Annotated in this window: 16 protein-coding genes; 2 read left to right on the forward strand and 14 right to left on the reverse strand. The window is 64.3% G+C overall.

Features of this window, described 5'->3' with window-relative positions; translation table 11 throughout:
* The first annotated feature begins 53 nt into the window (after nt 1-53).
* The gene (locus O0882_RS14785; RefSeq protein ID WP_289949102.1) at nt 54-1,058 is read left to right on the forward strand and encodes a GyrI-like domain-containing protein; all 1,005 of its coding nucleotides are present in this window, start codon (nt 54-56) and stop codon (nt 1,056-1,058) included.
* A gap of 30 nt (nt 1,059-1,088) precedes the next feature.
* Here the strand turns inward: O0882_RS14785 and O0882_RS14790 are convergent, their stop codons facing one another.
* A complete protein-coding gene (locus tag O0882_RS14790) occupies nt 1,089-1,892 on the reverse strand; it encodes an SDR family oxidoreductase (protein ID WP_289949103.1) in 804 nt (267 codons plus the stop codon).
* A gap of 164 nt (nt 1,893-2,056) precedes the next feature.
* Here O0882_RS14790 and O0882_RS14795 point away from each other — a divergent pair, with 164 nt between their 5' ends.
* Nucleotides 2,057-2,614: a TetR/AcrR family transcriptional regulator gene (locus O0882_RS14795; protein ID WP_289949104.1), complete on the forward strand. Its 558-nt coding sequence runs from the start codon at nt 2,057-2,059 to the stop codon at nt 2,612-2,614.
* Nucleotides 2,615-2,620: 6 nt separating this feature from the next.
* On the opposite strand, the gene O0882_RS14800 is transcribed toward O0882_RS14795, so the two are convergent.
* The 13 genes from O0882_RS14800 to aspT form a co-directional block, all read right to left on the reverse strand.
* Nucleotides 2,621-3,652, reverse strand: a complete 1,032-nt coding sequence (locus O0882_RS14800; protein WP_289949106.1) for an AAA family ATPase — start codon at nt 3,650-3,652, stop codon at nt 2,621-2,623.
* A complete protein-coding gene (locus O0882_RS14805; protein ID WP_289949108.1) occupies nt 3,649-5,028 on the reverse strand; it encodes a capsule biosynthesis protein CapK in 1,380 nt (459 codons plus the stop codon). Before O0882_RS14805 ends, O0882_RS14800 begins: the two co-directional genes overlap by 4 nt.
* A complete protein-coding gene (locus O0882_RS14810; RefSeq protein WP_289949109.1) occupies nt 5,025-5,618 on the reverse strand; it encodes a hypothetical protein in 594 nt (197 codons plus the stop codon). The genes O0882_RS14805 and O0882_RS14810 overlap by 4 nt, the downstream gene beginning before the upstream one ends.
* 126 nt (nt 5,619-5,744) lie before the next feature.
* On the reverse strand, nt 5,745-7,514 hold the full coding sequence (locus O0882_RS14815) for a VWA domain-containing protein (RefSeq protein ID WP_289949111.1): 1,770 nt from the start codon (nt 7,512-7,514) through the stop codon (nt 5,745-5,747).
* On the reverse strand, nt 7,511-8,482 hold the full coding sequence (locus O0882_RS14820) for a hypothetical protein (RefSeq protein WP_289949113.1): 972 nt from the start codon (nt 8,480-8,482) through the stop codon (nt 7,511-7,513). Before O0882_RS14820 ends, O0882_RS14815 begins: the two co-directional genes overlap by 4 nt.
* A gap of 9 nt (nt 8,483-8,491) precedes the next feature.
* Nucleotides 8,492-8,965 carry a hypothetical protein gene (locus tag O0882_RS14825; RefSeq protein ID WP_289949115.1) on the reverse strand — a complete coding sequence of 158 codons (474 nt, stop codon included), beginning with the start codon at nt 8,963-8,965 and terminating at the stop codon, nt 8,492-8,494.
* Nucleotides 8,962-10,542, reverse strand: a complete 1,581-nt coding sequence (locus O0882_RS14830) for an AAA family ATPase (protein ID WP_289949116.1) — start codon at nt 10,540-10,542, stop codon at nt 8,962-8,964. Before O0882_RS14830 ends, O0882_RS14825 begins: the two co-directional genes overlap by 4 nt.
* A 159-nt stretch (nt 10,543-10,701) precedes the next feature.
* The gene (locus O0882_RS14835; RefSeq protein WP_289949117.1) at nt 10,702-11,853 is read right to left on the reverse strand and encodes an ABC transporter permease; all 1,152 of its coding nucleotides are present in this window, start codon (nt 11,851-11,853) and stop codon (nt 10,702-10,704) included.
* The gene (locus tag O0882_RS14840; RefSeq protein ID WP_289949118.1) at nt 11,850-13,031 is read right to left on the reverse strand and encodes an ABC transporter permease; all 1,182 of its coding nucleotides are present in this window, start codon (nt 13,029-13,031) and stop codon (nt 11,850-11,852) included. Before O0882_RS14840 ends, O0882_RS14835 begins: the two co-directional genes overlap by 4 nt.
* 6 nt (nt 13,032-13,037) lie before the next feature.
* Nucleotides 13,038-14,012, reverse strand: coding sequence for an HlyD family secretion protein (locus O0882_RS14845; protein ID WP_289949119.1), 975 nt, complete (start codon nt 14,010-14,012; stop codon nt 13,038-13,040).
* Nucleotides 14,013-14,014: 2 nt separating this feature from the next.
* Nucleotides 14,015-15,424, reverse strand: a complete 1,410-nt coding sequence (locus tag O0882_RS14850) for a TolC family protein (protein ID WP_289949120.1) — start codon at nt 15,422-15,424, stop codon at nt 14,015-14,017.
* Nucleotides 15,425-15,602: 178 nt separating this feature from the next.
* Entirely contained in the window at nt 15,603-17,213 is a 1,611-nt protein-coding gene (locus tag O0882_RS14855; protein ID WP_289949122.1) for a bifunctional aspartate transaminase/aspartate 4-decarboxylase, read from the reverse strand.
* A gap of 45 nt (nt 17,214-17,258) precedes the next feature.
* Nucleotides 17,259-18,947: an aspartate-alanine antiporter gene (gene aspT / locus O0882_RS14860; RefSeq protein ID WP_289949124.1), complete on the reverse strand. Its 1,689-nt coding sequence runs from the start codon at nt 18,945-18,947 to the stop codon at nt 17,259-17,261.
* Nucleotides 18,948-18,954 lie beyond the last annotated feature (7 nt).

Here is an 18,954-nt window from a genome sequence, read left to right on the forward strand (position 1 = left end):
ATGAGGCCCTGTTTCAATCCGCACGGAGGGGACTTCATGCCATAATCGGCGGCATGTCTTCTCCTCCTACTCCCCCTGAGCAGCCGGTATCTTGCCAGTTCCGTGGCCAGTTCCGCGCCGAATATGCGCGGCGCATGAATGCCGTGCTCGATCATATCGACCGCCACCTCGACACGCCGCTGGACCTGGCGCAGCTGGCCGACGTCGCGCATTTTTCGCGCTTCCACTTTCACCGCGTGTTCGCCGCCTGGATGGGCGAAACGCTGGGCGACTATGCGCGCCGCCGGCGCCTGGAAACGGCCGCCTTGCGGCTGGCCTGCCGCCCCGACGAAGCGATACTGGACATTGCCCTGGCGACGGGCTTCGGTTCCGGCGAAGCGTTTGCGCGCGCCTTCAAGCTGAAATTCGGCTGTACGCCGACGGCCTGGCGCGCCGGTGTCGCCGCGAAAAACGCGTCCATGCTCACGGCCATGCGCCTGCGCCGGCAAGATAGCAATCCGGATCAGGCCATGCGCAATGCGGATCAGGAAACCGGGCCGAACTTCCAGCACCATGGGCACTCCAATCCATTTTATAGAGAGCGTCCCATGCAAGTTACCATCATCGACCTGCCGCCCGCCAGCGTGGCGTGCCAGCGCCATATTGGCCCCTACGGCCCCGCCATCGGTGCCTTCTGGCGCGACACCGTCGCACCGTGGATGCAGTCGCACGGCCTGGGCGACGCCACCTGCTACGGCATCGGCCATGACGATCCCAGCATCACGCCGCCGGACAAATGTCGCTACGACGCCTGCGTCGCCTTGCCAGATGGCTTCCAGCCAGGCGGCCGGGCCAGCATCACCACCCTGCCCGGCGGGCGCTATGCGGTAACGCAGTTCAAGGGGCCGTCCAGCGCCATCGCCGAGACGTGGACGCGCATGACGCGCGAATGGCTGCCGGCCAGCGGCCTGCAGTGGGACGAGCGCCCCTGCTTCGAGCGCTTTTCCGCCGCCACGGCAATGGACCCGGCCACCGGCGAATTCTCTTGCGAGATCTGCATTCCCGTGCGGCCGCTGTAGCTTCGGCGCGTGGTGCTGTCAGGCCTCCTGTCAGCCGCTGAGGCCGTAGCGCGATGCCGGCTTGCCGTGCATCGCGCCCGCGAACAGCGCAAGGCGGGCCGCGTCGAAGCGCTCCCACAGCTCCTGGTCTTCGACGGAAGGCAAGGTCACCAGCTCGCCCTGGTCCAGACCCGCCAGCGCCGCATCGACGCAGTCTTCCGCGCGCATGATGGTGGCCTGGTCCAGCTGCGCCAGCGGCACGCCGCTCAATTCCCAGATTTCCGTCGCCGTCGATGCGGGCAGCACCAGTTGCACCGTGATGCCCGTGCCGGCCAGTTCCTGCTGCAAGCCCCGCGTGAAATTCATCACATAGCCCTTGGTGGCGCTGTAGATCGTGCTGACTGGCAGGATGTGGAAGGACAGCACGGAACCGATGTTGATGATGGTGCCGCTGTTGCGCTGCTTGAATTGCGGCAGCACGGCATAGGTCAGCTGGGCCAGCGCCGTCACATTCACCTTGTCCATGCTGGCGATGCCCGCCCTGGGCGTATCGACGACGGGCGCCAGGGTCGACGCGCCCGCGTTATTGACCAGCATGGTGATGGCCGGGTTGCTGGCCAGTTCATCGGCCACGCGCTGCAGGTCGGCCGGTGCAGACAGGTCGGCCGCCATGGCGCGCACGGCCACGCCATACTTTTCCGCCAGCGACTTGGCCAGCACGCCCAGGCGCTCGACGCGGCGCGCCACCAGGATCAGATCAAAGCCACGGCTGGCCAGGCGGTCCGCATACACGGCGCCCAGGCCAGACGATGCGCCAGTGACGAGGGCCGTGCCTTGGATATTGCTTGTACTCATGATGATTCCTTTAGGGTTTTCAAATTGAAATGCAGGGACTGCAAGCATGACGCTGATCATGCTTCGATGCGACACTAAACATGACGATCATCATGTTTAGTGTCGCAAGCATGACGTACGTCATGTATGATGTCAACAGAAATGTGCAATGAGCGGAGAACACCATGCGATACCCAGCGACCGAGACGGCAGAAAAACACCAGCGTATCCTGCGGGAAGCGGCACGGCTATTCCGTGAGCAAGGCTTTGACGGCGTCAGCGTGGGGCAGATCATGCAGGCGACGGGGCTGACGCATGGCCCCTTCTACAACCACTTCGCCTCGAAGGAAGCGCTGATGGCCGAAAGCACCCTGCACGGCTCGGAACACTCGCGCGCGGCGCTCGATGCGGCAACCATCAGCCCGGAAACCATGCGCCAGTATGTGCGCGACTATGTGAGCGCGGCCCACCGCGATGCGCCGGGCAATGGCTGCCTGCTGGCGGCCCTGGCCGGCGACGCGCGCAAGCAGCCGGCCGTGCGTCCCGCCTTTACCTTCCACCTGAAATCCATCATCGGCAAGCTGGCGACACATTTTCCGTGGCAGAAAAAGCGCAACCCACGGCAGGACGCCATCGTCATGCTGTCGGCCATGGTGGGCGCCGTGGCGCTGGCGCGCGCCGTCGACGATGAAGCGTTTTCGGATGAGATCCTGACAGCAGTGAACGCTGCTTTTACGACGTAGGTCGGATTAGCGCGCGAGCCACTGCGCGACTTGCCCGACCCTGTCTGCGACCGTGCCGGACACATCGACGTACGCAATCCCCCGCCGCGCAAGCTCGTCCCTGTACCACGCATGCTGGCGCGCGCGGAAATCGCCGTCGCGGCGTGTGCCGTCCTGGATGAAGGGAAAGTCGGGCGCGCACAGCAGCACCAGGTCGTAACGATGTTCGGCCAGCTGCGCCAGTTCCTGCTCGGCCCTGCCGAACATCTCGACACAGTAAAAATACGTGGTAAGGGGCGACGTGTCGCAAAACAGCCAGCGCCGCGCAGCCAAGAGCGCCTGCGCTTCGCGGCGCAACTGTTCCCTGCCGATGTTCAGCAGATCGTCGTAGTGCAAAATGCCATCCTGGCTTTCCCACAGCTCGCGGCCATACTCGGCCACCCAGCCGGTATCGAAATGCGCTGCCAGCGCGGCGGCCAGGGTCGTCTTGCCGCTCGATTCGCCCCCCAGCACGCAGACACGCGTGACAAAGTCGGCGCGCACGACGGGCGACAGGAAGGCGCTGTGGGCCTGCGGGTCTTGCCTGACCCGCGTTCCGGACACGGGCACCAGCGTTCTCGCCTGGTCCACGCTGACATGCGCCACCGCTCCCATCGCGTAATGCCTTTCCAGCACACGCGCAAAGCCGGGACCGTAATCCTCGCTGCTGAACACCGCATCGACGGGCAGGTCCAGCACCGTCCAGCACAGCCAGCCCATGAAGTGGCGATGCGCATCGCCCTCATCGTCGTTGTGCGGCAGCGGATGCGCAGGCACGCCACGCGCCGCGCACAGGGCGGCCAGGCGGGCATCGTCGAGCACCACGACCGCCGCCTGCGGGAAGCGAGCGCGCAGCCAGGTTTCCCGGCGCGCCGGTTCCAGGCCGGGAAATTCAGGCCTGGTGTAGCTGACCACCAGCAGCTCCTCGCACCCGTCCGTGGCGCGCTGTATCAATAGTTCATGGCCCAGGTGCAGCGGGCAGAATTTGCCCACCACGAGGCCGCGTTTATAAAGGTTCATGCCACTGCTTCCCGCAAATCCGAGGTGTATTGAATGATCTTGTCTTCCGCCAGCAAGGTGTCGACCGTGACGGCGCCGAAAAAAGGCGCCAGCAAGGTGCGCGCCTGGTCAGCCTGCGGCATGGCGCCCGGCGCCAGGCGCAGCACGACGCCGCCATCGCCATGCTGGTGCACGCCGAACAGGGCGATGGCCAGCGGCTTCAAGGCGTGCGTGATGTCGATATTGTTGATCCATTCGCCCTTGATCGTCCTGTAGCGCAAGGGGCTGCGGCCCGCCAGGCCCACCAGCACGGGGCCGTGCGGGCCGTGCGCCAGCGAGGCGTAATCGCCCGTGCGGTAGCGCACCAGGGGCAGGCAAAAGTTAAAGCCGCCCGTCACGGTGATTTCGCCGCGCTCCCCATCTGCCACGGCCTTGCCTTCAGCATCGAGGATTTCCACATACAGCCGGTGCTGCAGCAGCACATGGCCGCCCGCCCGCTCGTCGTAGACGGCGACCGGACCCACTTCATTGAGCGAATAGATGTCGAGCACGGGACAACCGAAACGCTGTTCCAGGCGCGCGCGCATGCCGGGCAACAGCATCATCGAGACGGACAGCAGCGCGGCCGGCTTGTGCGTCATGGGCAGGGTCAGCAGCTCGACAAACGAGATGGGGTCGCCCGCGATCAGTTCGGGCGCCATGGCATCCAGATAGCGCGCGCGGTCTTCAGGTTGACGCCAGTCGTCCGGGTGCAGATTGATCTTCGCCAGGCCCGATTCGTCCATCGTGGGCGTGACGGAAACGTAGGTAAAGCAGCGGCGCTGGTGCCCCAGCAGCATGACGCCCACCTGCCCCGCGCCATGGCGCAAGGTCACGCCAAAGCGGCGCAGCGCACGCTTGTGGAAAGCCAGGTAGCGCCCCGCCACCAGCGGGTGCGAAGCGATCAGCAGCGGGTGGCCCGTAGTGCCCGTGGTCTGGAAATTGATCATGCGCGCCAGGTCCGCATCGTCGGGCACGAAGGAGGCGATATCGTGCGCCAGTTCGGCGCGGCTGATGGGTGCCACGTCCGCCAGGCGCGCGGGAGGCGAACCGCAGGCGCGGTAATGCGGCACCGTGGCATAAGTCGCCTTGAGAAAAGCCGGCAGCCAGGATGGCGGCGCGGCGGCGCTCCAAGCGACTACCGCGTCCATGACTTCCTGCTCATAATCGCGCAGTGCTTCAACCTCCCCTGCCTGCAGCTTGTTGCCGCTGCGGTTGCGGTACTGGGGCGCCGCGGGATGGCTGCGCAGTGTTGCCAGCATGCGCGCGCCCGCCGGCGTCAGGGTGGGACAGTAATCGAGGTCCGATTCCCAGGCGCCGCCCGGCAGATGGACGTCAGGTTTGCCAGCGAGCGTCATTCGCGCGACCACTTGTCGGCCGATTCCTCGGCCGCCTTCTTCGCCAGCGCCTCGCGGATTTCCCGCGCGCGCTGCTCGGCCAGCCGGCTCGCTTCGAGCAGGCGGCGGCGCTCCGTGCCACTGATGGCGGACAATCTGTCCGTGGCTTGCGCCACGCTTTCATCGCGGGGCCGAAAGCCCAGGCGCGCCAGCACGATGCGCGCCAGTTCCTCGCGCCGCTCCGGGTCTTGCGTGAACTGGTGGGCGGGCGTACTGGCGGCAAGTTCGCGCGCCGCCTCGCCCAGCACCTGCAGTAGATCATGCTGCGGCAACTGCTGGCCGATGAACCAGTCGTCGGCCAGCAGCCAGCACAGGATCATCGCCAGCGCCAGCCGGTTGCGGTCGGCCTTCACTTGCGCGCCGATAAAACCCTGCAGTGACGCGGCCGGCGCGCGCGCGCCATGCAGCAGCAAAATATCGTTGACCAGCGCAGCCACCGCCACCGCCTGCGCATTGACGACACCGGCGATGCGGGGCTCGGCGAGGAATTCGACGGGGGTGTCGGCCAGGCGGTGGGTCAGGGTTTCGAGCAATGGGCCAGGAGTATTCATCGTTTTGCTTTGAAATTCCAACCCCAAAATGCAACTGCCGGGGTCGGTTCCTTCAGAATCGCAATACGGTCCATTGGACCGTATTGCCCCTGAGGGTCCGACCCCAGGTTTAGACGTTGGGGTAATTTATACATAATGCCTGCGGCTGAACGCCCGCGCAAAGTCCAGCAAGTCCTCGTAGCGCTCGACGGCGTGGATGTCCCAGCCCTGTTCGCGGCGTGCGCGCTTCAAATCGTCATAGGTTTGCCGCAGCCACTTGTTGGCCGCCGCGCCATCCCAGTCGCGCTCCAGGTTCAATGCCATGGTGCCGCCCGCGCCGCCCTGGGCCAGCGCTTTCGCCGAGATATCCCAGCCGCTGTTGCCCAGTTCATCATTATCGAACATGGTGGTGATGCCATCGTCGGAAATCATCAAAATGTGCGCGGGCCGCTCGCGCTTGCCCGCATAGGTCTGGCGCAGGCGGTGGATGGGAAAGCACGTGCCGCCGCCAAAGAATTCCGTCAGCACGCCCAGGATCATGTCTTCATCGCGCACAAAGCCGGGCGTCTGCATCACCTCGTTCTTGCCGCTCCACAGGGTCACCTGCACTTTCGCGCCAGCGCGCAGGGCGGACAAGGCGATGACGGCGCCGGCCAGGGTCAGGAACGAGGTGTGTGCCTGCGGGTTCGGCATGGAACCGGAACTGTCCACGTACATGTCCAGGTCGACGGGCACGGCGTCGATGGCGCGCGCCGGTTCGCGGCCATATACGCGGCGCACGGTGGTCACGCCCGGCACGGGGCGCGGCGACTGCATCACGGACTGCAGCCAGTCGATATCTTCCAGCGGGTCGCCGATTTCCCATGGCTCCAGCCCTTCCATCTGCGGTTCCTGCGACTCGGGCGCGGGGCGGCTGGGGAACGCCACCAGATGCGGCAAGGCCCGCTCGCGGTAATAGCGGATGGCGATTTCATGGTCGCTCAGGTCCACGCCCGAGGCCCTCAAAATATCGCCCAGTTCGAACGGTTCGCGCAGTTGCCCGCCACCCGATCTGGCAGGCGCCTCGGCCGGCGGCTCCTCGCCATCGAGGCCGGAGATGCGTTTGTCGTGCACGGGATGGATGGCGCCGCCCTCCTCATCATCCTCGATCTGCTGCGCGCCGTAGGTCTGGCAGCCCCTGGCCGCGTCGCGCGTGTCGAGAAGGTAGCGACTCGGGCTCAAGGCATCCGTATCCTCGACCAGGTAAGGCAGCAGCAAGGTGGCGAAGCGCCCCGCCGCCAGCATCCAGTCGTTCGCATACACGCGTATCAGGCGCGCGCCCAGCCAGGCATCCGTGTCCAGGCGCTCGTCGGCGTGCTCACCGCCGCCCAATTCTCCCTTTTCCAGCTGCCACAGGTTTTCATAGATGCGCATGTACAGGGTCCACACGCCACCGCTCTTAGCATCAGCTTGCGCCGTGCGCCCCTGCTGCAGCTTGCGGTAGATGTCGGCCATGCGCAAATTCGCCTGGCGCTGCAGACGGTCGTTGATGAACAGGTCCGTGTACAGGTTGGCCACCATGGGCGCGTGCTGCTCCAGGGTCGGCAAGGCGCGGCGCATGCGCGCCAGCAGGCGGAACTGGTCACTGGCGCTGCCCGGCGCGAGGATGTGGTGGCCGATTTCATGCGCGAGGATTTCCAGCGCATAGCCGTCCAGGCCCAGTTCCGTCACCAGCGGCAAATCCACCACCACGCTCTGGTCCAGCAAACGGATCATGGCAAAGCTGCCGGACAGCCCCTGCTTGCCGGCCTCGACGCGGCTGGCGCACAGATTCGGGTCGCGCAGGCGCGTAAATTTGCTCCACACGGCCAGGGCCTCGGGCCATGCGGCGCGCCAGCTGTCGATCAGCGCGGTGTCGGCGGTCTCGGTCTTTTTCATGCGAGCGGCAGCAGGCGGATCGCGTGCGTCCACGGCGACGTGATGGCCAGCGTGTGTGCATTCGCGGCAAGCGCGATGTCGCCGGCCGGCAGGTCGAGCACGATGCTGCGCGCGCCGATATGCACGGTCGCGCCATCGAGGCGCACGTCCGCCGGCAAGCCGGTAGTCGCCTGCTCAAACTCCTGCGCCGTGGCGCCATGCAGCACGGCGCCATAGGCATCGGCCACCAGCAGATAATGACGTTCGCCGCTGCGCACGACAAAACCATCGTTTGTGGCACACACCTGGGGCGGCGTGCCGAAGTCGCCACCGAGGCCGCTGAAGCTGCCGAACTCCCTGCCGTCCGCATTGCCGCGCCACGGATTCGCCATCAGCTGCGCATGCACCTGCGGCCAATGCGCACCGGGCTCGCCAAAGGCGGCCAGCGCCAAGGCGGGCGGCAAGGTGTCGGCGGCGGCCAGCGCGCCCTGGCGAAAATGCGCGACACCGGCGCGCCAGGCCAGCACCTGGCCCACGGCGCGCAGCTGCGCCAGCGTGGCGATCTGCGCTGCCAGGGCGGCCAGCTCGCGCTGCCACTGCGCGGGCCGCGCGCCCGCCACGGAGGCTAGGTGGAGGGCGGCATTACTGAGCATGCCCAGCACCTCGACGGGGGCCGTCGCCAGCAGCGGAGAAAACTGCGGTGCGAGTTCGCGCCAGACGGTATTGACGAAAGGGTTTTTCGCGGCCGGACCGGCCAGGCCATGACCCACCAGTTCCAGGGCCATGTCGTAGGCGGCCAGGGTCGCGCCGCCCACGCGCTCGGGCGCATCGGCGGCCACGGCCACCACCAGCGGATCGACACCATCGAGTAAAAAGGCGCCGAAGGCGGCCATGTCGAGCGAGGGAAAGCGCCGGCGCGCTTCCGCCGCGCGCGCATTGAACTGGGCGCGGCCGCTGGCGAGTATCGAGGCAAAGACAGGAGAGATCATCGCCACTCCTCAGTCGCTGTGCGAAAAGTGCAGCAGATAGCGTTCATCCCCCAGTTCGAACGCGATCTCGTCCCAATGAATCGCATACCAAAAACCGGAGGGCGGCGTCATCGTCACGGCGTGCAGGGAAAACCCGCCCAGCGCGTCGTCGAGCGACTCCAGGAAGGCAGCCACCAGCTGCGCGCGAAAGCGCCCGGGTGGCGCCGCCTGCATGTGCCGCGACGAGAAAAACCAGCGCTGGCAGACCTGTTCCAGGTGCGCGCGCCCGCACGGCGCCGGCTCGATGTGCCACAAGGCCGCCGGCAAGTCACGGGCGGGGTCGATGACGTTCAGGGCATAATCTTCGACGCGCAAGCCCAGCGCCGTGGCGAGATCGGGCGCATCGGGCAGGCGCCGCAACTCGTAGCTCGCGCACAGGTCGCTCGCTTCTCCATTGAGTATGGCCAGCGCTTCCAGGAAGCCTTGACAATGCTGGATACTCATTGCGAACGCAGCCAGTTGCGGTAATTCGTATAGCGCTGGTGCAGGTATTTCAATTTCAGCAGATCGTCATACAGGGGACCATACAGCTTGCGCCCTTTCGTGCGTTCGCCGATCAGCTTTTCGATGCGGTTGAGGCGCGCCAGGGTTTCGCGTTCGCTGACGCCATCGAGGCCCAGGTCGAATTCGGCCGACAGCACGCCGACCGGGTCGTCGCGGTCCAGGTCCAGGCGGTTGAATTCATCGTTGGACAAATCGAACAAACGGCGCAGCCAGCCCAGTCTGTCGCTGCGGTAGGCGGCGTTTTCCGGCAGCGCGAAGAATGGCGCGTCTGGGTCCGGCTGCAGCTTGTTGTGCAGCACAAACGGCAGCACCTGGCGCAAGTCTTCCAGCTCCACTTCACCGTTACCGCGAAAATACGCCATGGCCTTGGCGTAGATCATGAGCGCCATCAGGGTGCGCACGGAGATGCCATTCAAGGTCTGGCAACCGAGATCCTTCAGGCGGTCGCGCCCATTGTCGGCCGCCTGCGCGGCGCCCCGGTCGGCGCCGGCCAGGCGGGCCGTATCCTTGGTCATGTATTCGAACTGGCCGCCCGCCGTCTCGAACAGCTCGAACTGGCTGGCGAAAAATTCCAGGCGGCGCCGCACGGCGGCCGGTATGCCTACCTGGCGGATCGCCTCGCCGATCTGGTCAACTTCCCCTTCCGTGAAGATGATATCGGGCGGCACCAGCTCTTCGGGCCGCAGGTTTTCTTCCACACGCAGCAGCAGCTCGTTCAGGAAGCGCGGGTTGAAGGCCAGCGCCTGCACCGTCACGTCGACCCGGTCGCGCAGCGCTTCGATCACCTGGTAGGTGCCGCCGCCCTGGTCGTCGTTGGCCGTCAGATACCAGGCCGCTTCCGGGCACTCGTAAATATGGTTCAGCACTTCCGCGTAATTGTCGCCCATGACGGTCAGCAGCGCGCTTTGCGTGCGCGTGGGGATGCGGTTGTATTCATCGACAATCTTCACGCGCATGCCCAGCCAGGCGCGCCAGGCGATGCGGATATCGTCCATGCTTTGCGCGTTGACCAGGTCCGCCGGCAGCGGGTTGCCCAGCAAGTCGGCCACCGTCATTTGCGGGTGACCGTGCTGCATGGCGCGCTTGACTTCCTTGACGGTGGAGCCGGCCAGCACGCCCATCAGCAAGGCGCTGGCCGTCTTGCCCCGTCCCGGCCCGCCGACGAACAGGCATTTGCGGCGCGTGGCAAACGTCAGCAGCGGCAGCAAAATAAAACTCGAATAGCTTTGCGCCGACGGCAGATTCAGGGTGCGGCGGCTGTCGCCCACGGAGTACGTCTGCGACGGGCCATCGTTGTATTCGATGTCGTAATGGGGACTGATGATGGCGTGATTGACGATCCAGAAATACGCCTGGCGCAGCTTTTCATCGAAAGGCCGCGCTGCCGCCTCGCCTTCCGCTCCCAGCGCGATGGGGCCCTGGTACAGGTCCGCCACATCGAACTGCCGCGCGGCAGGCGCGGACTTGGGTTTGGTGGGGGCCTGGGAGATGCGCTGGAACAGGTTGAAGGGGGACATGGTGATTCTCAGAAAGGCAGCGAGTCAAACCCTAAGCCAAGGACTGGGGTCGGACCCTCAGGGGGAATGCAGTCCAATGGACTGCATTCCAATCCCTTTGGGTCCGACCCCGGCATTTCGCAGGGGTTACGGAAACGAAATTATTGCATATCGTTCCCACTACGCCTTGTTCAAATCAACAACCGTTTCATCCATCCTGCGCCAGCGCCACCAGCCCAGCGCCACGCAGGCCAGCAGCAAGGCCAGCAAGCCCGCCACTTCATGGCGGATTTCATACAGCGAGGCGCCCATCTGGTTGAGCACGACAAAGCCCTGGATGCCGGCCGTCGATGGCAGCAGCCAGCGCAGCCATTGCAGCACGACGGGCATGGACGAGACGGGCCATGTCAGGCCGGCCAGGAACAGAATCGGCATCGAAGTGGCGATCATCAGTTGGGTGCCCCGTTCGCGCGTGCGGAACAGCATGCCCAGCAGCATGCCGAACGCCGCTTCCGCCAGCGAGAACAGCACCAGCAGCAAGAGCATGCCGCCGAAATTGCCGCCACGGGGGTAGTCCTGGAACCAGAAGACGAAACCGAAGAAATAGCAGCAGTTCAAAAACGCCACGCAGGCAAACGCCAGCAGCATGCCCGCATAGCCGCCCGCCGTGCGTCGGCCCGCCAGCGGAAAGCGCTTGCGCTGATACCAGGTGCCGAACAGCATGGTCATGCCGATCAGCAAGGTCTGCTGCACAATGAGCGTCGCCACTCCCGGCACGACATACGCGCCATAGCCTTCCTTGACGTTAAACAAGGGCACGGCGTCGAAGGCGATGGGCGAGCGCTGCTGGTTGGCCTGGATGGTCGATGGCGTGCCCGCGCCCAGACGCTTGAGTTCAATGCCGGCCGACACCGTGCCCACCACTTCGGCCAGCCCGTTCAAGGCCACCTTGTTGAGCATCAGATACAAGCCATTGCCCGCCACCTGCGCGTGGGCGGCGCGGCCGGCCAGCACGTCCGTCTGCAAGCCGTCGGGAAGGATCAAGACGCCCATGACCTGGTCGCGCCACAATAAATCTTGCGCGACGGGCAAGTCTGGCGTGACGGCCACGACCTGCAAGGATGGATGGGCCATGGCGAAGCGCGTCAGCTGGCGCGACATGGCGCTGCGGTCCTGGTCGACGACGGCCACGGGCACGCGCTGGACGATTTCCGTCGAGTACGGCAGCGGATAGAAGAAGGAATAGATGATGCCGCCAATGAACAGCAAGGTCAGCGCGCCCTTGTCCGTCAGCATGGCGCGCCAGGTGGCGATAAACGATTGCCACATCATGCGCGCCCCCAGGCGGCCGGGGCATTCGCGCGGCGCGCCAGCAGGAAGACGCCCACGGCGCCGCAGCCGATGGCGATACCGGCCAGTATCAGCATTTCCTGCACGCCATAGCGCCACGGCGCGCCGGCCAGCCAGTATTTCGTTTGCAGTTGCAGATAATGCGTGAGCGGCAAGGCTTCCGCCCAGGCGCGCGCCGGCGCCGGCATGGCCATCAAGGGAAAGGCCTGGCCCGCAAACGCGAAGGCCGGCGCCGTGATGAAGGCCGCGCCCGACAGGGCCAGGCGCAGCGACAGGGTGGCGGCGATCAGCAAGGTGGCCAGGCCACAATAAGCGAGCACCAGCAGCAACATGCTCAGCAGCAAGGCTGGCAAGCTGCCCGCCACGGCCCACTCCCGCGCCAGGCTGAAGAACAACAAATACAGCAGCGCCAGCGCGCAATAGGCGATGAGGGGAAACAGCAGCTTGGCGCCGACGGCGCGCAGCCAGCTGCCGTTCGCCGAGGCCAGCCATTGCGGCACGGTGCCGTCGCGCAACTCGCGCCCGATGCTCGTGACGACGGCGACGACGATGAAAATCTGCAACATGGCCGGCATCAGGGCCAGGGTCAGAAACGCTTCATAGCTGGTGTTTTCATTGTATAAACTGTTCAGTGTCGTGCGGATCGGTTCGAACTGGGCCGCCGCCTGCACGCCCGACATGCCTTTTTTTGCGCGCGCCGTCATCTCGATGCCGGCCGACAAGGTCGTGCTGACCGTGCGCACGTCGCGCAGCAAGGCGCCCGCGTGCGAGGAAAACTGCGCGTTGTACAGCCATTGCACGGTGGCTTGGCGGCCGCCCAGCAATTTCTGCTCGAAATCATTCGGAATGACCAGATAACCAAACGCCGTGCGTTCGCGCAAGCGATGCAGGGCTTCGTCGCTGGACGCCACTTTCGCCGCCACGGCAATGCCGGGCGAAGCGTCGAGCCAGCGCGTCAGCTGGCGCGACAAGGTGGAGTTGTCGTTATCGATGACAACGATGGGCAAGTCGCGCGCGATGCCGGCGGAAAACACCAGCCACAACATGCCACACAGCACGACGGGAATCCAGCTGAGCATGCCCATATCCCAGAAATCGCCGCGCAGCCGCGCCCACTCGCGCGCCAGCGTAGAAACCGGCCCTTTATCCGCTTCGCTCATCGGCTATCAGAGCGGTGGAAATACGACCGACATGCCAGGACGCAAGCCATCGACCTTGATGGCGGGACGCAAGCGGATTTCAAACGTGCGCAAATCCGTGCCGCCCGGACGGGCCGCGCGCCACGTGGCAAAATCCGGCAGCACGGCCACCGAGCTGACCTTGAAGCTCACTTGCTGTTTCAGCGCCGGCACATTGGCCGTATGCGTGCTGCCCATGGCAAACGCCGCCATTTCATCTTCGCGCACCTGCAGCACGGCCCAGGCATCGTCCAGATTCACCAGGGTAATCACCGGGAAACCTTGCGGCGCCAGTTCACCGGGCTGTATCTGGATCTTGCTGACCTGGCCCGCCACCGGCGCGGCGATCTTCGTTTCGGCCAGGGCGATCTGCGCTTCCGTCAGTACGGCGCCCACCTGGCGCGCCTGCGCGGCGGCGGCCGTCTTGTCTTCCGGACGGGCGCCCTTTTGCGCCATGTCGTATTGCGCGCGGGCCGCTTGCGCCAGCTGGTCGGCGGCGCGCCATTGTGCTTGCGCCTCGTCACGTTTTTGCTGGGCAATCACGCCTTGCTCGAACATATTGTTGACGCGCGTGTACGTGGTTTTGGCAATGGTGGCACCCGTTTGCGCCCGTTCCCAGTTGGCTTTTGCGGCCGAGACTTCTTCCGGACGCGCTCCCGCTTGCGCCTTTTGCGCCACGGCATCGGCCGCCTGCGTGGCCGCCGTCGCTTGCGCGACCTTTGCATCCACTTCCGGGCTCGTCAGCTGGAACAGCAGCTCGCCTTTCGGCACCGTCTGGCCCAGCTTGACGTACAGCTCGCCTACCCGGCCCGGCACTTTCGACGAGACATTGACTTCCTGCGCATCCATCTGCCCCTGCAAAGGCAGGCGCTGCGGCTGAAATGCCTGGTACAGGCCCCAGCCGACGAACCCCAGGACGATGACAGCGGCGACTATGGCCAATGGTTTTTTGGAAGTACTCATTATTATTTGTCCACAGGTAATTGGATATCGGCTGCGGCCGCCAGGCTGCCCAGGCGCTGCGTCTCGCCCGTCGCTTCCAGCAATTGCGCCAGCCCCATCACATAGTTATAGGCAGTCTGCGCGCGCTGGGTTTCCACCTTGGCCAGATTCAGGCGCGCGTCGACCACTTCCAGCGACGTCACCTGCCCTTGCTGGAAGGCCACCGTTTGCAAACGGATATTTTCGCGCGCCAGCTCCACCGACGAGGCCGTGGACAGATACTGGATGCGGGCGTTTTCCAGCGCGCGCCAGTTCTTCTCGATCAGGGTGGGAATGTCGCGCTCGGCCTGGCGCGCCACCACTTCCACCCGCTCCTGGTCCAGCTTGGCGGCGGCGATCATCTTGCCCGTGTTGATGCGGTGCACCAGCGGCACGGACACGACCAGGCCGATGGCCCAGTTCGAGCGCACGAGCTTTTCGCTGCCGCGATTCAAATTGTAATTACCGATGGCAAACACGGTGGGCGCATATTCCTTGCCATGCAGCTTCAAGGCTTGCTCGGCCTGCACCCGCTTGCTGTCGATCTTTTTCCAGTTCGCATTTTCGCGCATGCCCGTGCTGATGAACGATTGCAGAGTACCCACAGGCAAGCTGTTGACGAACAGGGGCGTGCTGGGCCGCACTTGCGAGTTGACGGCAAGCAAGCGGTCGAGCGCCACTTGCGCGATTTCCTCATCGCTGCGCGCCTGCGCTTCCTCGCTGCGGGCGCTGTCCAGGGCCACGTCGGCGCGCAGGCGTTCCGCGCGCGAAATCAGGCCGCCCTTTTCCAGCTTGGCCGCGTCGCGCTGGTGCTGCGTCACGCCGTCCGTCACTTCGGCCCGCACGGCCACCACCCGCTTGGCCAGCAGCAACTGGAAATAGCGCTGCGCCACCAGGGTGGCCAGCTGTTCTTCCGCTTCCGTGTGCTCGGCCTGCGCGGCCAGGGTCAGGCTGGAAGCGAGGCCCTTGACGGCGTCCAGGCGCCCGCCCGTGTAGATGGGCCACATGCCCAGCAAGCCGAACGAAGTCAGGTCCGTCACCACTTCACGGTTCAGGGAATTGGGAATGTGCGGCGTGGGCAAGCCGGGAATCGGCGGCAGCACCGATTCGATGCCGCCCACCACGCCGGCCAGGCCGCTCGTATCGATGCTCAAGTCCGTCGACAAACGGCCGCGAAACGCCGTCAAATCCACCGACGGGCCGTCGATATTCGACAAGGCTTCCGCCTTCAGTGTTTTTGCGCGCACGTCGAGCGCAGCGCCCTGCACGGCTCCCGAGGCCTTGGCCGCTTGCTGCAGCGCTTCGTTAAATGTCAGCGGTTCCGCCAGGGCGGGCAGGGCCGCGCCCAGCGCGCCCGCCAGCAATAATGATAAGTGTCCTTGCAATCTGCCCATGTAGCGTCCAGTCAATGAATGAGGGGAAAGCACGGGGTTGCCATGTTTATACTTTCACAATAGCAATTATATCCACGGATGTCCATTCCACCCTGCACTATTGGTTACGCAGACTGACAGACAAAAACGGGCGCCTCTTGCGGGGCGCCCGTTCTACTCAGCGTAAGCGGCTAGCGGCTTACTTCTTGGCCTTCTTGCTACCCTTCTCTTTTTCCTTTTCGAACACGGCAAAGAACTCGGACGCCATGTTGCGGATGGCGCGGCCGATGTTGGCGTAGTCGTATTCGTTCAGGTTGGCCAGCGACACGCGGCCGGACGGATGCGTGGTGCCGAAGCCGCGGCCCGGCAACAGGATGACGCCCGTTTCCTCGGCCAGGCGGAACAGCGCTTCGTTCGGTTTGAGCTTTTTCAGCAGCCACTGCGAAAACTCCACGCCATGCATCTGCGCGGCCAGGGACTCCATGTCCAGCAGGTGGTAGTAGCGCACGGAGTTGGCGTCATGCACCATCGGCAAGCCCAGTTCGCGGTACAGCGCTTCCTTGCGGCGCAGCACGATGCGCTTCATCGACTGTTTGTACTTTTGCTCTTCATCCATCAGCGAGAACAGCGAGAACAGGGTCATCTGCGCCTGCACTGGCGTGGACAGGCCGGCCGTGTGGTTCAGCGCCACCGTGCGGCTGTCAGCCACCAGGCGGTCGATGAATTTCAGCTCGCGCGGCTCCGTTGTGATCGAGTGATAGCGCGCATCGAGCTGCTTCTTGATGGTTTCCGGCAACTTGGCAATCTTGTCGTCGAGCACATTGTTTTCATGCGTGGCCACCACGCCCATGCGCCAGCCCGTCGCGCCGAAGTATTTCGAGAACGAATACACGAGGATGGTATTGAACGGGCAAATGGCGAACAGCGAGACGAAATTGTCGGCAAACGTGCCATACACGTCATCGGTCAGGATGATCAGGTCCGGACGCTTCTTGATGATCTTGGCGATGTATTCCAGGGTCTCGTCGTCGATCTTGACGGAAGGCGGATTGCTGGGGTTGACGAGGAAGAAAGCTTTGACTTTCGGGTCCAGCAGCTTGTCCAGCTCCTTCTTGGTGAATTGCCAATTGTTCGATTGCGGCGCATCGATGTGCACGGTGTTCAGCTTGTAATCATTGAGCTGGGGAATCTCGATGTACGGCGTGAAGATCGGCATGCCCAGGGCGATGGTGTCGCCTTCCTGGATGATGTGGTTCGATTTCAGGCTGGAGAACAGATACGTCATGGCCGCCGTGCCGCCTTCGACGGCGTACATGTCGAAGTTGCCGATAAACGGATGGTCACCGATCATTTCGCGGTGGATATACTGGCCGACGATTTTCTCGGACAGGCGCAGCATGCGGTCCGGCACGGGATAGTTGCAGCCCAGAATCGCTTCGCACATTTCATAGATGAAATCGCCCGCGCTCAGGCCCAGCTGGTCGCGCACATACGACACGGCCGCCTCGATGAAATGCGCACCAGGGTTGCCTTCGTGTTTACGCACGAAGATTTCAAAGCGCGCCTCGATACCCTCGCGCGTGGGGAAACCGCCCACGTCGTCCATGTACACATACGAGCGCTCCGCTTCCGTCATGGCGAACTGGCCGAACTGGAAGAAGCCGTGGCGCGGCGTGGTCGCCAGGAAATTCGGGTTGCCGCGGCCCGCGTTCAGCATCAGGCGGTTGCTTTGCTTGGCCGTCTGGATCAGCGCATCCTTCAATTCGAAGGGGCTCAACAGGGCGAGTTTGCTTGGGTTACTGAAATCCATTTTTGCTACTCCTTTAGACAGACAATGTGCAGGGTTCTTGCAGACTCAGACGAAGGCCACGATCAGCGGCCCCAGCAAGGTCAGGAAAACGTTGGCCAATGCATAGGTGATGGCAAACGGTACGGTGGGAATCGAGTTTTGCGCCGCATTCAGCACTTCGCCGAACGCGGGATTGGCGCTGCGCGAGCCGGACAAGGCGCCCGCAAAGATGGCGACGTTGTCATAACGCAAGATGTAACGGCCGATCAGCATGGTCAAAATCATCGGCAGGATGGTCACCACCACGCCCACGCCAAACAGGGTCAGGCCGTGTTCGCGCACGGTTTGCACGGCTTGCAGGCCGGACGTGAGGCCGACGACGGCAACAAAACCGGCCAGGCCCAGGTCTTTCAGGATTTGCACGGCGCCGCTGGGCATGTAGCCGAAGGTCTGGCGCTTGGCGCGGAACCAGCCGAATACCAGACCCGACAGCAGCACGCCGCCGCCGCTGCCCAGGGTCAGCGGAATCGAGCCGATGCGCGCCACCAGCAAGCCCACCAGCAGGCCGACGACGAGGCCGGCGCCCATGTAGACGAAGTCCGTCTTGGCGCTCGGCACGATCATGTAGCCCACTTCGGCCGCCACGCGCTTGACGTCTTGCTCGGCGCCGTAAATGGTCACCACGTCGCCCGTCTGTACGATGGTTTCCGGTTGCATGGGCAAGATCTTGCCCATGCGGCTCAGCTGCACGACAAAGATGCCGTGACGCACGCCGGGCGCCGTCGCGCTGCGGATTTCGCCCACCGTCTTGTTGTGGTAAGCCTTGTTGGTCAGCACCATGTCGCGACGCTGCATCACCAGTTCCATGCCTTCGACGGCCAGCAATTCCTTGCCCAGCTGGGAAGAGACGCTGAGCATGGCTTCGCGCCGCCCCACCAGCAGCACGATATCGTCGGCCGCCAGCACCAGGTCCGGGCTGACGTCGATGATCTGGCCATTGCGCTTCACGCGCTCGATGGTGATGGCCGTGTTCGGATGGGCACTTTCGATCTCCTCCACGGAGCGCCCGGCGCCCGGGCCCACATCGTAGATGCGGCCGATCAGGTCAGGCGCGGCCGGCGTCTGGCCCGGTCCCAGCACCTGCACGCCCGCCTGCAGCGCCGTTTCCGCCTTGATCGCATCTTCGCGGATGGTGCGACCCATGAGTTTCGGCAAGATATTGACGCAGACGATGATGGCGCCAAACGAGCCGAACACATACGTCACGGCATAGCCGACGGCCACGTTGCCCTGCAAGCGCGCCACCTCGTCGGCCGCCAGGCCCAGCTTGGTGATCGCGTCGCCGGCCGTGCCGATGATGGCCGACTGCGTCAAGCCGCCCGCCGCCACGCCAGCCGCCAGGCCCTTGTCCAGGCCAAAGACCTTGGCCATGATGACCACCGTCAGCAGCGCCGTCACGGCCAGCACCACGGCCAGAATGATTTCGCGCACCGACTGGCGGCCCAGTGAATTGAAGAACTGCGGTCCGCTTTCATAGCCGACCGCGTAAATGAACAGGGCGAACAGCACCGACTTGACACCGGGATCGATGGCGACGCCTACCTGGCTGACGAGGACCGCCACCAGCAGTGAACCGGCGACCCCGCCCAGCTGAAACGAGCCGAACTTGATCTTGCCGATGTAGTAACCCACTGCCAGGGAGAGAAACAAGGCAATTTCGGGCGACTTCTTGAATAACTCATGCAACCATTCCATACGGACC

It is taken from the genome of Janthinobacterium sp. SUN073 (genome assembly GCF_030397665.1).
Classification (GTDB): domain Bacteria; phylum Pseudomonadota; class Gammaproteobacteria; order Burkholderiales; family Burkholderiaceae_D; genus Janthinobacterium.

Bases quoted from the DNA above. Each gene is read 5' to 3' on its own strand.
- O0882_RS14845 (WP_289949119.1), bottom strand. From the start codon at position 14,012: ATGAGTACTTCCAAAAAACCATTGGCCATAGTCGCCGCTGTCATCGTC.
- O0882_RS14830 (WP_289949116.1), bottom strand. From the start codon at position 10,542: ATGTCCCCCTTCAACCTGTTCCAGCGCATCTCCCAGGCCCCCACCAAA.
- O0882_RS14825 (WP_289949115.1), bottom strand. From the start codon at position 8,965: ATGAGTATCCAGCATTGTCAAGGCTTCCTGGAAGCGCTGGCCATACTC.
- O0882_RS14790 (WP_289949103.1), bottom strand. From the start codon at position 1,892: ATGAGTACAAGCAATATCCAAGGCACGGCCCTCGTCACTGGCGCATCG.
- O0882_RS14795 (WP_289949104.1), top strand. From the start codon at position 2,057: ATGCGATACCCAGCGACCGAGACGGCAGAAAAACACCAGCGTATCCTG.
- aspT (WP_289949124.1), bottom strand. From the start codon at position 18,947: ATGGAATGGTTGCATGAGTTATTCAAGAAGTCGCCCGAAATTGCCTTG.
- O0882_RS14805 (WP_289949108.1), bottom strand. From the start codon at position 5,028: ATGACGCTCGCTGGCAAACCTGACGTCCATCTGCCGGGCGGCGCCTGG.
- O0882_RS14820 (WP_289949113.1), bottom strand. From the start codon at position 8,482: ATGATCTCTCCTGTCTTTGCCTCGATACTCGCCAGCGGCCGCGCCCAG.
- O0882_RS14785 (WP_289949102.1), top strand. From the start codon at position 54: ATGTCTTCTCCTCCTACTCCCCCTGAGCAGCCGGTATCTTGCCAGTTC.
- O0882_RS14855 (WP_289949122.1), bottom strand. From the start codon at position 17,213: ATGGATTTCAGTAACCCAAGCAAACTCGCCCTGTTGAGCCCCTTCGAA.
- O0882_RS14840 (WP_289949118.1), bottom strand. From the start codon at position 13,031: ATGAGCGAAGCGGATAAAGGGCCGGTTTCTACGCTGGCGCGCGAGTGG.
- O0882_RS14835 (WP_289949117.1), bottom strand. From the start codon at position 11,853: ATGATGTGGCAATCGTTTATCGCCACCTGGCGCGCCATGCTGACGGAC.
- O0882_RS14850 (WP_289949120.1), bottom strand. From the start codon at position 15,424: ATGGGCAGATTGCAAGGACACTTATCATTATTGCTGGCGGGCGCGCTG.
- O0882_RS14815 (WP_289949111.1), bottom strand. From the start codon at position 7,514: ATGAAAAAGACCGAGACCGCCGACACCGCGCTGATCGACAGCTGGCGC.
- O0882_RS14810 (WP_289949109.1), bottom strand. From the start codon at position 5,618: ATGAATACTCCTGGCCCATTGCTCGAAACCCTGACCCACCGCCTGGCC.
- O0882_RS14800 (WP_289949106.1), bottom strand. From the start codon at position 3,652: ATGAACCTTTATAAACGCGGCCTCGTGGTGGGCAAATTCTGCCCGCTG.